The organism is Klebsiella sp. CN_Kp091, from assembly GCF_040065095.1.
Taxonomy (GTDB): domain Bacteria; phylum Pseudomonadota; class Gammaproteobacteria; order Enterobacterales; family Enterobacteriaceae; genus Klebsiella; species Klebsiella aerogenes.
The window spans coordinates 116,630-131,472 of sequence record NZ_JBEAIO010000005.1 but is presented as its reverse complement, the minus strand read 5'-3'; the positions used below and the strand labels follow the sequence as shown (position 1 = coordinate 131,472).

15 protein-coding genes are annotated in these 14,843 nt (G+C 57.7%); 5 read left to right on the top strand and 10 right to left on the bottom strand.

The annotated features are described in order from the left end of the window. Positions 1-139 precede the first annotated feature (139 nt). Positions 140-445: a DUF2755 family protein gene (locus ABLV17_RS05160; RefSeq protein ID WP_015704540.1), complete on the top strand. Its 306-nt coding sequence runs from the start codon at positions 140-142 to the stop codon at positions 443-445. On the opposite strand, the gene ABLV17_RS05155 is transcribed toward ABLV17_RS05160, so the two are convergent. From ABLV17_RS05155 to ABLV17_RS05145, 3 genes are all read right to left on the bottom strand, one after another. Further along, entirely contained in the window at positions 442-1,545 is a 1,104-nt protein-coding gene (locus tag ABLV17_RS05155) for a DUF1615 domain-containing protein (protein ID WP_271031988.1), read from the bottom strand. The two genes, ABLV17_RS05160 and ABLV17_RS05155, sit on opposite strands and share 4 nt — an antisense overlap. A gap of 18 nt (positions 1,546-1,563) precedes the next feature. Further along, positions 1,564-2,784 (bottom strand): peptide antibiotic transporter SbmA, encoded by a 1,221-nt coding sequence (gene sbmA, locus ABLV17_RS05150; protein ID WP_046884025.1) that lies wholly within the window; start codon positions 2,782-2,784, stop codon positions 1,564-1,566. Positions 2,785-2,900: 116 nt separating this feature from the next. Continuing rightward, positions 2,901-3,413, bottom strand: coding sequence for an isochorismatase family protein (locus tag ABLV17_RS05145; protein ID WP_183269041.1), 513 nt, complete (start codon positions 3,411-3,413; stop codon positions 2,901-2,903). Positions 3,414-3,633: 220 nt separating this feature from the next. Here ABLV17_RS05145 and ampH point away from each other — a divergent pair, with 220 nt between their 5' ends. The 4 genes from ampH (at position 3,634) to ABLV17_RS05125 (ending at position 8,434) form a co-directional block, all read left to right on the top strand. Next, on the top strand, positions 3,634-4,794 hold the full coding sequence (gene ampH, locus ABLV17_RS05140) for a D-alanyl-D-alanine-carboxypeptidase/endopeptidase AmpH (RefSeq protein ID WP_020079517.1): 1,161 nt from the start codon (positions 3,634-3,636) through the stop codon (positions 4,792-4,794). A gap of 107 nt (positions 4,795-4,901) precedes the next feature. Beyond that, positions 4,902-5,876 (top strand): porphobilinogen synthase, encoded by a 975-nt coding sequence (gene hemB, locus ABLV17_RS05135; protein ID WP_015704537.1) that lies wholly within the window; start codon positions 4,902-4,904, stop codon positions 5,874-5,876. 203 nt (positions 5,877-6,079) lie between these two features. Beyond that, positions 6,080-6,571: a transposase gene (locus ABLV17_RS05130; protein WP_348854119.1), complete on the top strand. Its 492-nt coding sequence runs from the start codon at positions 6,080-6,082 to the stop codon at positions 6,569-6,571. A gap of 162 nt (positions 6,572-6,733) precedes the next feature. After that, complete coding sequence (locus ABLV17_RS05125; RefSeq protein WP_348854118.1) at positions 6,734-8,434, top strand: GNAT family N-acyltransferase; 1,701 nt, start codon at positions 6,734-6,736, stop codon at positions 8,432-8,434. 4 nt (positions 8,435-8,438) lie between these two features. Here ABLV17_RS05125 and tauD read toward each other — a convergent pair whose 3' ends face one another. The 7 genes from tauD to ABLV17_RS05090 form a co-directional block, all read right to left on the bottom strand. Further along, the gene (gene tauD, locus ABLV17_RS05120; RefSeq protein ID WP_015704533.1) at positions 8,439-9,290 is read right to left on the bottom strand and encodes a taurine dioxygenase; all 852 of its coding nucleotides are present in this window, start codon (positions 9,288-9,290) and stop codon (positions 8,439-8,441) included. Beyond that, positions 9,287-10,114: a taurine ABC transporter permease TauC gene (gene tauC / locus ABLV17_RS05115; RefSeq protein WP_020079520.1), complete on the bottom strand. Its 828-nt coding sequence runs from the start codon at positions 10,112-10,114 to the stop codon at positions 9,287-9,289. The genes tauD and tauC overlap by 4 nt, the downstream gene beginning before the upstream one ends. Then, complete coding sequence (tauB, locus tag ABLV17_RS05110) at positions 10,111-10,878, bottom strand: taurine ABC transporter ATP-binding subunit (RefSeq protein WP_015368106.1); 768 nt, start codon at positions 10,876-10,878, stop codon at positions 10,111-10,113. The genes tauC and tauB overlap by 4 nt, the downstream gene beginning before the upstream one ends. Before the next feature lie 12 nt (positions 10,879-10,890). Further along, complete coding sequence (gene tauA / locus ABLV17_RS05105; RefSeq protein WP_047042419.1) at positions 10,891-11,853, bottom strand: taurine ABC transporter substrate-binding protein; 963 nt, start codon at positions 11,851-11,853, stop codon at positions 10,891-10,893. A gap of 221 nt (positions 11,854-12,074) precedes the next feature. Then, on the bottom strand, positions 12,075-13,007 hold the full coding sequence (gene mmuM / locus ABLV17_RS05100; protein ID WP_015368104.1) for a homocysteine S-methyltransferase: 933 nt from the start codon (positions 13,005-13,007) through the stop codon (positions 12,075-12,077). Continuing rightward, positions 12,994-14,403, bottom strand: a complete 1,410-nt coding sequence (gene mmuP / locus ABLV17_RS05095) for an S-methylmethionine permease (protein ID WP_213317079.1) — start codon at positions 14,401-14,403, stop codon at positions 12,994-12,996. Before mmuP ends, mmuM begins: the two co-directional genes overlap by 14 nt. 230 nt (positions 14,404-14,633) lie before the next feature. Further along, the gene (locus tag ABLV17_RS05090) at positions 14,634-14,810 is read right to left on the bottom strand and encodes a hypothetical protein (protein WP_015368101.1); all 177 of its coding nucleotides are present in this window, start codon (positions 14,808-14,810) and stop codon (positions 14,634-14,636) included. Positions 14,811-14,843: the final 33 nt, after the last annotated feature.

Here is a 14,843-nt window from a genome sequence, read left to right as displayed (position 1 = left end):
GCCGACAGTTTTGTCAAAACAGGATTATTCCTGGCAGAAATTACCAGCAATCTGATACAGGGAAACGACCGGCGCTGCCAGAATTCCTGTCTATAGAGCTGGGGGAAAAACCAGCGGAACAGGTGTTGCGGAGGTTTATATGGCTGAATTTACGTTTTCAAAGACGCTGATGGGGAGCAACAAAAAGAAGGTATCGATCACCAGCGGTAACATTGCCTACGCGCTTTTTGTTCTGCTGTGCATCTGGGCCGGCGCGCAAATGTTGAGCATGCTGGTACACGCGCCAGGCGTATTCGAACATCTCATTCAGATTCAGGATACCAACCGCCCGCGCATTGAGATTGGGCTCGGCGTCGGTACCCTGTTCGGTTTAATTCCGTTCCTGTTTGGTAGCCTGCTGGTCGGCGCGCTGGGGCTTATCCTGCGCTGGTACCATAACCGTTAACGACGCGCCATACAGCTGGCGCGGCGATCGTCGACCCGCTTAGCAAACCACGCGGTAGTAAGATTGCGGGTGATTTTCGGGCTCTCAAGCTGGATCCCTGGCAACATCTCGCGCGGAAGCGTTTTCCCGGCCTTTTTCTCGGCGATTTTGAATATTTTCTTATACAAATCGCTCTCTTCAAATGCCAGGCTATCCCCTTTCTTCAGTTGACGATGGATATCGCCATCGCTCATCCCCAACTGCCCGGCTAAACGGCGCACCGCCAGCTCAGTCGTTCCGGGTTCATCGCTGTCATAGCGAATAAGATCGCCATCCAGCGCCAGCTTAACGCCGGTGGCTTTAACCACCGCATTCTGGAAGGCGGCGTTACGGCTGGCATACCAACCGGCATTGAAATCAGCAAAGCGGTACAGCGGCACGCTGTAGTTGGCCGGGTAGTTCAGCAGGTGATAAGTGCCAAACCACAACCCGCCGCGCAGGCTGAAGACTTCCTGGCGCACGGTGCCGTCCATTTTCCATGGGTAACCGTCGGTATGCTGCTGGGCAAAGGCGATGCTTACCTGCATCGGCCCGCCGGTATGCACCGGATTGAGGGAGCCGAACAGCTTCTGGCCCATCGGCACCATGCCAATGAAGTCATCAAAAATCGCGCTCAGCTGTTTTTCCGTTTTGACGTTATCGAGGCGCTCGCTGTAACTTTTACCGTTCGGCGAGGTGATTTTCAGCGCGGTATGCACCAGAAATACCGGGATATGCATTTTCTCCGCCCGGCGGTCAATTTCCTGCCAGGCTATTTTGCTTAGCCCCGGCACCGCCGGATCGGCCTGATAATTTGATTCCTGCTGGGCGACCGCCAGCACCGAACAGACGTTTTCTTCCGTCGGCGCCAGCTTCTGGCTGTCAAAGGTTTTGGCAATCGCCTGCGCCCAGGCCTCGCGGTCTTTGACGCTAGCGGGCATTTTTTGCCGCACCACGGCGGCGACATCCACCGGCTTCTCGCCTTCTTTCAACTTAGGCGCCTGCTGGCTGGTACAGGCGCTCAGCACCAACCCGGCCAGCAGCGTTAAAGAGAGTGAAACACTGCGAGAAACCTGCGCCATAAACCTTCCTTGCATACATTAATTAACGGTTGAAGAGACTTCCTGCAGCCCTTTGTTATCCAGTTCGCGCTCAAAGCTGCGCAGACGTTTATAGATGGACATCAGTTCCACCAGCGTGGTCCACGAACTAATCAGATACTGGAACGAGCCGCGTACCTGGCCGAACACGTTGGTGATCTGGGTCATCAGGCCGAGCGTAATCGTACCGGCGACAATCGACGGAAACAGCAGGAACAAGCCGAAAACGTTATCCACCTGCAGGTAAAGAATACGGGCGATATTGAAATACATATAGTGGAAATAGAGACGGAAGTAGTTGTGGCGCACCGCGCTGAACAGCTCGCGCACGGTCGGCGGCGTGGCGCGGTTGGCGTCGTCCTCGCCATACACCAGCTCTTTACGATAGGCGGCTTCTACCCGCTGGTTTTTAAATTGCAGGCCCGGCAGCTTGATCCCGACCACCGCCAGCAGCCCGGTTCCCATCAGCGACCACACGATAGCGGCGATCACAAGTCCATACGGTAAATGACCAACGATCGGCAGGTCCGGCACATGCGCCGACAGCGAAACTAGCACCGGCAGGAAGGCGATCAGGGTCATGACCGCATTAATAAAGCTTACGCCCATATCTTCAAGCGTCGCGGCGAAGCGCATGGTGTCTTCCTGCACACGCTGAGCGGCACCTTCGATATGGCGCAGATGCTGCCAGTGCTCCATATAGTGTTCGTTCATCGCGGTACGCCAGCGGAACACATAATGGCTGACGAAGAAGTTATTCAGCACGCCAATCACCACCGCAATCAGCGCGATACCGAGAAAAATACCAATCTCGTGGTAGAACTGATTGATGCTGACCTTATGGGGCGTGGCCAGCGCGCTCTGAATCAAATCATAGAACGGCGCATACCAGGCGTTGATCGCCACCCCAACTTCCACCAAAAACCAGGTGACAAAAATAATCAACGAGGTGCCGAGAATCGACCAGTATTGCCAGCGATGCGGGCTATAGATAAACCAGAACAGCGCGAAGGCGCCGACGCAGAACAGGTAATACGCGTAAAACACCAGATAGTTGAGCGACCAGAACCGCGCCGCGCTGATGGCGACATCCTGCGATGCGCCGGTTATCCGCAGCAGCCAGTCGCCGCCGCCCGCCTGCCAAAAGATCACCGCCAGCAGCGACCAGATAAAGGCAGAAATAAAAAACGGCCCCGGTTTGGGGAAAAAAGCTTTAAACATCGTACTCTCCTGCTAACTTCTTATCGTTCTGTTTTTGCTGTGTACCACACGTACGCCCGCCGCAACGCGCGGCGGCGAAGTAAAGCGGACCCATGATGAGACCGGATATCAGCGACTTAGTTCGTCTGCCATTCGGCAAGAATTGTTTCTACGGGTTTCACGCGTAAAGGATTACCAGGGAGGATGAAGGTCCGCCACACCTCGTTATAGTGAGCGATCAGCGTTTTGGCTTCAGCGGCGGCGCGGTTAGCGGTGGTATGGGCATCTTCGGCGATGGTGATGGCATAGCCGCGGCTGGCGCCGTTTTTGATGGTGGTATCGACGCAATAATCGGTCGCGCAGCCGCAAATAACAAAATCGTGAGTTCCGCTCTCGCGCAGCACCTGTTCAAGATCGGTTTTATAAAACGCATCACAGGCCGTTTTGGTGACGTAGCGCGCCCCGGCGGGTTGCGCCAGTTCAGGCAGCAGCGCAAACCCCTCGCTTCCCTCTTCCAGGCCGCCCGCTTCAGCGTGCTGAATGAAAATAACGCTATCGGCGGCGTGAATCAGGCGATTGATTTGCGCCACGCAGCGTTCGCGATCGATACGCGGCGTCTCGAATACGCCGTTTTGCATATCCACTACCATCAGAACCCGTTGAGATGCCATCACCACTCTCTTTTATAAGATGAATAAGAGCTTAATCATACGCGTCAGGCGGAAAAGCAGATATCTGAAAGCGGAAAAAAGTCATTTTTACGCACCGTTACGCTTTTCTGTGAAATATTGTCGTTATTCCCACTTTGCTCGCCGCGACTTCGTAGTATAAATACGGTGTATATCCCCTAATAAACGATGGATGCCTCCGTTGAAACGTAGTTTGCTCATTTTTGCTGCGCTGTGCGCGGCGTCGTGGACCTCAGCCCAGGCGGTTCAGCCGAGCGTTGATCCGGTATTTACTTCTGATGTGGTCGACCGCTTCGCCGAACATATTTATTACGGCAGCGGCGCCACCGGCATGGCGATGGTGGTTATTGACGGCAACCAGCGCGTATTCCGCAGCTTCGGCGAAACCCGTCCGGGTAATAATCAGCATCCACAATTGGATTCCGTTATCCGTATCGCCTCTCTGAGTAAGCTGATGACCAGTGAAATGTTGGTGAAACTGCTCGATCAGGGAGTGGTTAAGCTTGACGATCCGCTGAGTAAATACGCCCCGCCTGGCGCGCGCGTGCCAACCTACCAGGGTGTACCGATTACGCTGGTCAATCTCGCGACCCACACCAGCGCCCTGCCGCGCGAGCAGCCGGGCGGCGCGGCGCATCGCCCGGTTTTCGTCTGGCCGACCCGCCAGCAGCGCTGGAACTGGCTGTCGACGGCAACGCTTAAAACCACGCCGGGTTCGCAGGCGGCCTATTCCAACCTGGCCTTCGACCTGCTGGCCGATGCGCTATCGACCGCCGCCGGTAAGCCTTACCCGCAGCTGTTTGAAGAACAAATCACCCGCCCGCTCGGCATGAAGGACACCACCTTTACGCCATCGCCGGACCAGTGTCAGCGCCTGATGGTGGCGGAGAAAGGCGCCAGCCCGTGTAATAACACCCTCGCGGCCATCGGCAGCGGCGGTGTGTATTCGACGCCGGGCGATATGATGCGCTGGATGCAGCAGTTCCTCTCTTCAGATTTCTATACCCGCGGCCAGCAGGCCGATCGCATGCAGACGCTGATTTATCAACGTACCCAGCTCACCAGAGTGATTGGCATGGATGTCCCGGGTAAAGCCGATGCGCTGGGTCTGGGCTGGGTTTACATGAAGCCGAAAAACGGCCATCCGGGCATTATTCAGAAAACCGGCGGCGGCGGCGGATTTATTACCTATATGGCGATGAACCCGCAGGCTAACGTCGGGGTCTTCGTGGTTGTGACCCGTTCCGCGTTGACCCGCTTCAGCGCCATGAGCGACGGCGTCAACGACCTCGTCAGCGCCTTAAGCGGCGTGCAGCCGAATATGGAAACCGCCAGCCAGTAATCGTTGCGGGATGTTTTGCCACTGATTGTTAAGGATCGTTTTGGCGAAACATCCCGCTGTCGTTTGCGGTACACTACCTTCTTTCATTTCACAAAATCAGGCAAACCATGACAGATTTAATCACTCGCCCACGCCGCCTGCGTCAATCCGCCTCGCTGCGCGCCATGTTTGAAGAGACAACACTGAGTTTGAACGACCTGGTGTTGCCGATCTTTGTTGAAGAAGAAATTGACGATTACAAAGCCATCGAAGCGATGCCTGGCGTCATGCGTATTCCGGAAAAACATCTGGCGCGCGAAATTGAGCGCATCGCCAACGCCGGTATTCGTTCAGTGATGACTTTTGGCATCTCCCATCATACCGACGCGACCGGTAGCGATACCTGGAATGAAAACGGTCTGGTGGCGCGGATGACCCGTATCGCCAAACAGGCGGTGCCGGAAATGATCGTCATGTCCGATACCTGCTTCTGCGAATACACCTCGCACGGCCACTGCGGCGTGCTGTGCGAGCACGGCGTCGATAACGATGCGACTCTGGAAAATCTCGGTAAGCAGGCGGTGGTCGCCGCGGCCGCCGGCGCTGATTTCATCGCGCCATCCGCCGCGATGGACGGTCAGGTGCAGGCGATCCGCCGTTCGCTGGATGCCGCGGGCTTTACCAATACCGCGATTATGTCTTACTCGACCAAATTCGCGTCATCGTTCTACGGCCCGTTCCGTGAAGCCGCCGGTACCGCGCTGAAAGGCGATCGTAAAACCTACCAGATGAGCCCGATGAACCGTCGCGAGGCAATCCGCGAGTCGCTGCTCGATGAAGCGCAGGGCGCGGACTGCCTGATGGTGAAACCGGCTGGCGCCTATCTGGATATCCTGCGTGATATCCGCGAGCGCACCGACCTGCCGCTCGGCGCTTATCAGGTCAGCGGCGAGTACGCGATGATCAAATTTGCCGCGCAGGCTGGCGCTATCGACGAAGAGAAAGTGGTGCTGGAAAGCCTTGGCGCAATTAAACGCGCAGGCGCGGACCTGATCTTCAGCTATTTCGCCCTCGATCTGGCCGAGAAAAAAATCCTGCGTTAAACCTTCCCTCCCCCCGGTGGCGCTGACGCTTACCGGGGCTACCAACCAAATGCCAAATCGTAGCCCGGATAAGGCGTTAGCCGCTATCCGGGAATCAGATTTTGCGTGCCGTTTTCCATCTTCCGTGATGGCTCCTTGGCGAACCTTCTCTTCTCCTTTAACGTCTTAAATCACATTATAAACGCTGCCTACCAGGAGAAGCTGTGGTTGCTTATCGACGCTATTACATCAAAGGGGGAACCTGGTTCTTTACCGTTAATTTGAAAGACCATAGAAGCAGGCTTCTGACTGAAAGAATTGCATTATTTCGCTACTCCGTTTCCGTCGTAAAACAGCGTCGCCCTTTTATCATTAATGCTTGGGTGGTATTGCCTGAACATCTCCACTGTATCTGGACACTGCCCAACAATGATGACGATTTTTCTTCCCGCTGGCGCGATATCAAAGGCTGTTTTAGCAGAACATTAAAACGACAACATATCTGGCAACCTCGCTTCTGGGAGCATGCCATACGTGATGAAGAAGATTATCGCCGCCATGTTGATTACATACATATCAATCCATTAAAACATGGTTGGGTTACGCAGGTTATAGATTGGCCATTTTCAACCTTTCATCGAGATGTCCAACGCGGGCTATATCCTGAAAACTGGGCTGGCGAAAGCTTTGAGCTTAGCTGCGGCGAACGCCGATAGCCCCTCCCCGGTGGCGCTGACGCTTACCGGGGCTACAAATCGGCGCCAAACCGTAACCGCTATCCGGGAAACCTCACCTGCTGAGACCGAATCTTCACCGAATTGTAATCTGAACGACATCTGCGCCTTCTACTGTCTGGGCAGGACAGAGGAGGAGTCACTATGTTTAGTCTCGACAACGTTCTCGATGACCTGTGGCCTCAGGCAAGGCCCGCCCCCTGGCAGAAAAAAGTGTTGAAAAAGCTTCTGCATGAAGAAGAGTTCCAGCAATTTGCCGCCCGCCATCGTCACCTGAAAGGACTGGATACGGTCGAACAGGTCCTCGAACATCTCAATATCCGCTGCGCTATCCCGGCGCATGACCTTGAACAAATCCCCGAACATGGCCCGCTGGTGATTATCGCCAACCATCCGACCGGCACGCTCGATGGACTCGCTCTGCTCTATGCGGTCTCCCGCGTACGGCGCGATGTCAAAGTCGTCACTAACCGCATGCTGACCCATCTTGAACCGCTGAGCTCGCTGTTTATTCCGGTGGATAATATCAACGGCCGTACCGCCAAAGCGGCGCTGCAGCAGATGGATCAACAGCTTCAGCAGGACGGCGTGCTGATCTTCTTCCCGGCGGGGGAAGTCTCGCGTCTGACCCGCCGCGGCATCCGTGATAAAAAATGGCATCCCGGCTTCATCAAGCTGGCGGCGAAATACCGCGCGCCGCTGCTGCCGGCCTGGATCCGCGCCCACAACAGCCCGCTGTTCTACGCCAGCGCCCTGCTCTCCGAGAATCTGCCGCTGCTGCTATTAATGCAGCAGATGTTTCGCCGCCGCGATAGCAGCTTGCCGTTACGCATTGGCCAGCAAATCGCGTGGTCATCGTGGCATCAGCCGCCGCTTTCCGCCCGCGAACTGGCGGACCGCTGCTATCGCCACGTCGAGCGCCTCGGTAAAGGACACCCCGGCCTGTTTAAAAGCGAAAGCGCGATCGCCCGCCCGGAAGACCGCGCGCTGCTCAAACGCGAGCTGGCAAAAACCGAATGTCTGGGCAAAACCGCGGACGGTAAGCTGATTTATCTATGGCAGCGCAACGGTCAGGAAGAGGCGCCGCTGCTACGCGAACTGGGCCGTCTGCGGGAGATAGCCTTCCGGGCGGTCGGCGAAGGCAGCGGCAAACGCCGTGATATCGATAGCTACGATGATGACTACCTGCACCTGATTTTATGGGATGAAGAAGATCTGGAGATCGTCGGCGCCTACCGTTTTATGCCTACCGCCATGCAACTGGAAAAACGGGGACTGGAGGGCATCTACAGCTACAGCCTGTTCCACTACGACGCGCGGATGGACGATATTCTGCAGCACGGGATTGAACTGGGGCGCAGCTTCATTCAGCCGCGCTACTGGGGACGCCGCGGGCTGGATTATCTCTGGTCAGGCATCGGCGCCTGGCTGGCGCGAAACCCGCACTATCGCTATCTTTTTGGCCCGGTCTCGATTTCCGGCGGCTTGCCGCCCGATGCCCGCGATTTGCTGGTCGCCTTCTACCGCTTATGGTTTCCGGCGACGCATCCGCTGGCCAAATCCCGCCGCCCCTACCCAGCTTCGCTACCCGACGTGCTGGCGCAGTTTGGCGGCGAGGATTACACCGAAGACCTGACGCGGCTGAAGTCGCTGCTCGGTAATCTCGGCTGCGCCATTCCGCCGCTGTATAAACAGTACTCGGAAGTGTGCGAGCCGGGCGGCGTGCAGTTTATCGATTTCGGCAGCGATCCGGACTTTAATCACTGCGTCGATGGGCTGGTACTGGTGGATTTAACCTACCTCAAAGCCAACCGCTACCAGCGCTACATCGGCGCGCATCTCTAGCCGTTTATCCCGCCCGGTAGAACGGCTTATCGCCAAGAATTGTCGCGCGGTGCATGATGCGCCGCTGCGGCAGATAGTCGGCGTTAGCGTAATGCTGCGTCACCCGGTTATCCCAAATCGCCACGTCGTTCGGCTGCCAGCGCCAGCGCACCTGGAATTCCGGTTTAGTGACGTGAGCAAACAGGAAGTTCAGCAGCGCCTCGCTCTCTTTCTCGCTGACATCCACAATGCGGGTAGTAAACCCTTCATTGACGAACAGCGCCTGCTTACCGGTTACCGGATGGGTACGTACCACCGGGTGCAACAGCGGCGGGTTCTTCGCCACCGCCTCGCGCCAGCGCTGATGCTCCGCTTCCGTCTTGTTGTACTTGTACTCCTGGAACGATTTGCGGAAATCGTGCTCCGCGCGTAACCCGCTCAACAGCTGGCGGAACGGTTCGGATAGCGCTTCCCAGGCGGCAATACCGCTGGTCCACAGGGTATCGCCGCCGGTAGAAGGTAACTCCTTCGCCGCCAGAATCGCCCCTGCCGGCGGCGTGTCGATAAAGGTCACGTCGGTATGCCAGTTATCGTTGTCCGGCGGATTATCGTTATGGGTATCCAGCACGATAATTTCGTCAACGCCCGGCGCATGCGGATAGACCGGATGAATATGCAAATCGCCAAAACGTAACGCCAGATCGCGCTGCTGTTGCGGGGTGATATTTTGCTCGCGCAGGAACACCACCTGATGGCGCAGCACCGCGTGGTATAGCTGCTCAAACTGATTGTCGCTTAACGGACGGGTCAAATCGGCTCCGGCCACCTGCGCGCCAATATACGGCCCCAACGGGGTAATGCTCAGACGTTCACTCATTGTACTTCTCCATGCCAGGGCGTCAGGCGGCGCTGCAACGCGCGCAGTCCCAGTTCCAGAACAAATGCGATTATCGCAATCACCGCGATCCCGGCTAACACCACATCGGTCGCCAGGAATTCACCGGCGGATTGCACCATAAAACCTAAGCCGCGAGTGGCGGCAATCAGCTCCGCCGCCACCAGCGTTGACCAACCGACGCCAAGGCCAATGCGCAGGCCGGTAAGAATTTCCGGCAGCGCGCCCGGCAGGATCACCAGCCACAGCACCTGAGCGCGACTGGCCCCTAAAGACTGTGCGGCGCGAACGCGGACCTGCTGCGCGCTTTTAACCCCCGCCAGCGTCGACATCACTACCGGGGCGAAAATAGCCAGATAGATCAGTAAGATTTTCGGCGTTTCGCCAATGCCGAACCAGATGATCACCAGCGGCAGCCACGCCAGCGGCGGTACCGGACGATACAGTTCGATCAGCGGGTCGAGGATCCCGCGTACCGTTGGACTCAATCCCATGGCGATCCCCACCGGCACGCCAACGATCGCCGCCAGTACCAGCGCGATGGCGATACGCGTCAGGCTCGCCGCCAGATGCTGCCACAGGGTCGCGTCCATAAAGCCTTGCGGCCCGGCAATGGTCAGTAGCTTCTGTAATACCTGCCACGGCGAGGGTAAAAACAGCGGGCTAATCAGCTGCAGCGCGGTCACCGCCCACCAGATAGCCAGCAACACCGCCAGCGTCGCCACGCTAAGGGTCAGCTGCCGTGAGAGCGGCCAGCGCCACTTCAGCGCGCGCTGGCGCGGTTTATCATTGAGGACCACGCTCATGAGAAAGCCTCCCGTTGTTCGAACACCCTGCTAAGCACATATTCGCGCTGGGCGATAAATTGCGGATCCGATTTAATGCTGCGGCAGGATTCACCGGCGACAAAACGGCGGCCAAACTCCAGCGGCAGGCGTTCCTGCACCCGCCCCGGCCCCGGCGACAGCAGCACCAGCTCGCTGGCCATAAATACCGCTTCTTCGATATCGTGGGTAATCAACAGCACCTGCTTGCCGGTTTCATGCCACAGGCGCAGCAGCAGGGTTTGCATCTGCTCGCGAGTAAAGGCATCCAGCGCGCCGAAGGGCTCATCCAGCAGCAGAAGCTGCGGATCCGCCGCCAGCGCGCGCGCAATACCGACACGCTGGCGCTGGCCGCCGGAAAGCTGCCAGATAAAGCGCTTTTCCGCCCCCTGCAGGCCGACTTTTTTCAACATTTGCGCGGCGATTTCCCGGCGTCGGGTCTTTTCAACTCCCGCCAGCTGTAATCCCAGCGCGACGTTATCCAGCACGTTGCGCCACGGCAGCAGACCTTCATTTTGAAACACCACGCCGCGATCGGCGCCCGGCCCGTCGATGCGGCGGCCTTCAAGGGTGATGCTGCCGTGCTGGTAGGGCACGAATCCGGCAATCAGGTTCAGCAGCGTGGTTTTGCCGCAGCCGGAGGGGCCCAGCACCACCAGCAGTTCGCCGCTGTCCAGCGTCAGGTTGATATCCGCCAGCGCAGGTTTACCGCCATAATCAGCGGAGAGATGCGAGATTTGCAGCATCGGAGCCTCCTTTTATTTCACGAAACGGTCGGTAACGAACTGGCTATAGTCGGTTCCTGCGGCCGGCACTTTCCCCTGCTCTTTGAGGAATTTCGCGGTATCGATAATCGCCTGGTTCACCGGGCCGTTAAGCTCCTGCGCCTGCTGGGCGGCGGTAAGATAGGTATTGCCTTTGACTAACACCGGTACATCCGCCTCCGGCACGCCGCTCAGTCGCGACAGCTTGCTGAGATTTTCCGGCTGCTTCAGCCACGCATCCGGGTTGGCGATATAGGGCTGCTGCGCGTCGATGGCGCTTTTAGCAAAAGCTTTCACGATTTCCGGATGCTGCTCGGCAAAGTCTTTACGCACGACCCAGACATCCAGCGTCGGCGCGCCCCATTGTCCCACCTGCGCGGAGTCGGTCAGCACCTTACCCTCTTTTTCCAGTTCGTTAACGGCTGGCGCCCACACGTAAGCGCCATCGATATCGCCGCGCTGCCAGGCGGCAATAATCGCCGGCGGCTGCAGGTTGATAATCTGTACCTGGCCCGGTTTGATTCCCCAATGTTTCAGCGCGGAAAGCAGGCTGTAGTGGGTGGTCGAAATAAACGGTACCGCAATGCGTTTGCCAATCAGATCTTCCGGCTTAGTGATATCTTTCTTCACCACCAGCGCTTCGGAATTACCAAGCTTTGAGGCCAGCAGGAACACTTCAATCGGTACCTGCTGAGTGGCGGCCACCGCCAGCGGGCTGGAACCGAGGTTGCCGATTTGCACATCGCCTGAGGCCAGCGCGCGTACGATGCTGGAGCCGCTGTCGAATTTACGCCAGTCAACGGTGGCGCCGCTGGCTTTGGCGAAGGTGTTATCCGCCTGGGCGACTTTCGCCGGTTCAGCGGAGGTTTGATAGGCGACGGTGACGTTAACCGCCTGAGCCTGGAAGGCAGCGAAAGCCAGCGCCGCCAGAAGAGTAATTCGCGATGTGAATGCCATAGTGTCTGCTTCCCCTTAGTTGTTATGGGTGCAGTATTTCCGGCATCAACGTGGAGATGAAGTAATTAAAAATTCTGCCTAATAGCGAATCGTTTTTAGAAGAAAAACGGGATTAGATAGTTAAAAACAGGGATTAAAGAAATGGGTTCCCCCGGCTCGCGGTACTGGTAGCCCGGATCAGGCGCGGAGCGCCGCCATCCGGGGGGAAAGAAATACAGGTGTTAGCGGCCCGCCGCCAGCGCGGCGATATCCTGCGGCGTGGTGCGACAACAGCCGCCAATCAGCCTGGCGCCAGCCGCCAGCCACTGCGGCAAATAGGCCGCGAGCGTCGCGCAGGCTTCGCCGTGATGATGCCAGGTCTTGGTCAGCGCATCATAGTGCTCGCCGGAGTTAGGATAGACCACCAGCGGCAGCGACGTCAGGCTGTGCAGGTGCTGCAGCGCGGCGGTGGTATTTTCCAGCGCGATACAGTTAATCCCCAGCGCCAGCACCTGCGGATTATCGGCCAATACCGCAACAACCTCGCGCAGCGGCGTGCCGTCGCTGAGATGTTCGGCGTCGCGCAGGGTCAACGAGAACCAGGCGCGGGCGCGCGGGTAGTCTCGCAGCAGCGCCGCCAGCGCCGTGATTTCGGCAAACGACGGCAACGTTTCACAGGCCAGCAGATCCGCCCCGGCATCCAGCAGCGCTTCGACGCGCGGACGGTGGAATGCCTGAAACGCCTCCGCGCTGCGCTGATAATCGCCGCGATACTCAGAGCCATCCGCCAGATACGCGCCATACGGCCCGACCGACCCGGCCACCAGCAGCGTTCCCGCCTGCGGGTTTTCCGCCAGATACGCCTCGCGGGCTTTACGCGCCAGCTCGACGCTTTTACCAATCAGCGCCTTCGACTGCGCCTCATCCAGCCCGCGGGCGGCAAAGCCTGCCGGCGTTGCCTGATAGCTGGCGGTGATCGCCACCTGTGCGCCAGCGCGGAAATAGTCGAGATGCACATCGCGGATCAGCTGCGGGTTCTCCAGCAGTACCTTCGCCGACCATAAACTATCGGCCAGATTGCAGCCGCGCGCTTCCAGTTCCGTCGCCATCGCGCCATCCAGCAGCACGAACGGTTGCGTTTCAAGGATGGCGGTTAGCGGATTATTCTGCGGCATGTTGCGGCTCCTGAGTTAATTTCCGTGTACGAGTCAGATAGTAAGCGCCATAACATAGCGCGACGAACGGGATCCCGCACCACAGCGCAATACTCTGGCTTGGGTCAAAGGCCAGCCCCACGCAGGCCACCAGGCAAAGTACAAAACCCAGCGCCGGCACCAGCGGATACCACGGCGCGCGATAGTGCAGCTCGCTTAACGCTTTGCCCTGCTGCAGATGGCGGCGGCGGAAGACAAAATGCGACGCGCAGATGCTCAGCCATACCGCGACCACCGCAAAACCGGAAATCGCCGACAGCGCAACAAACACCGTATCCGGCGCGACTACGCTGGAAAATAGCGCCAGCACGCCGCCCAGCATGCTCACCGACAGCGCGGTTAGCGGCACGCCGCGTTTATTCACTTTGGCAAAGCAGGCTGGCAACGTCTTCTCATTTGATAGCGACCACAGCATCCGTCCGGAGGCATACAGGCCGGAGTTGGCCGCCGACAAAATCGCGGTCAGGATCACGAAGTTAAAAATATCCGCCGCATAAGGAATACCGACCTTTTCAAACACCAGTACGAACGGACTTTTTTCCACCCCCGCCTGCTGCATCGGGATCAGCGCCGCGAGCACGAAAACGGTGCCGATAAAGAAAATAATCAGCCGGGCAATAGTGGTGCGGATCGCGACCGGTATCACCTGATGCGGGTTTTGCGTCTCGCCGGCGGCGATGCCGATAAGTTCGGTGCCCGAGAAAGCGAAGTTCACCGCCACCATGGTCATCAGGATCGGCAGGCCGCCATGAGGGAACCAGCCTTCGGCGGTGATGTTATGCAGCCCCGGCGCCGGTGAACCGTCAGTCAGCGGAATAAAGCCGAAGATGGCCGCGCCGCCGAGAATAATAAAAGCAATGATGGTGATCACTTTGACCAGCGAGAACCAGAATTCGCCTTCGGCAAAGAAGCGGGTAGAGATAACATTCAGGGCGAAAATCACCGCGCAGAAAATCACGCACCAGACCCACACCGGCACCTGCGGGAACCAGTACTGCATACAGAATCCGGCGGCGGTAAAGCTCGAGCCGAGCGCCACGGTCCAGGTCAGCCAGTAGAGCCACGCCACGGTATAGCCGGTCGCCGGGCCAAGATAACGCGCGGCATACACGTGAAAGGCGCCGGTTTCCGGCATCGCCACCGACAGTTCGCCAAGACACTGCATCACCAGCCAGACCACCAGCGCGCCGATCAGATACGCCAGCAGCGTGCCCGCCGCGCCGGTGGTCGAGATAATATAGCCGGTATTGAAAAATAACCCTGTGCCAATGACGCCGCCCAGCGAGAGCATAATCAGGTGGCGCGTTTTCATGGTGCGCTTAAGTTGCCCACCTTGTTGTTGTGATGTTGTTTGCATATTGCCTTCTTTATGTATGGACGTCTAAACATCCAAATGAAGGTCATTTATACCGTGACGGTGGGGAAATTGCAAAACGGAGAAGGGAAAAAAACAGGGAGAACAGGAGTAGGAGCCTGGGTTTAAAGCTGCTTGGGCTGCGGAGCCTCTCCTTTTTACCGCAACCGCAAGCAGCCTTCGGCTACACAGAGCACACCTCGTTCCAGTAGGCTTCGCGCGTCCAGCGCCGCTCAGTATGTTTTGTCATGGCGAAACCACCGGGTTTCCACGTTGCCGAGATCCACGCCATACAGGCTGGCGACCGGCAAGATCGCCTCCATCATCCGTTGACCATCTTGCTGCCCGGCTTCTCCGTTAGATAAAAAAGCCAGCCAGCCGGTAATCCGTTGCCACAGCGCTACTTTCATTTCTCCTCCATCGGTCGGGTTTGCGTTGTTGTT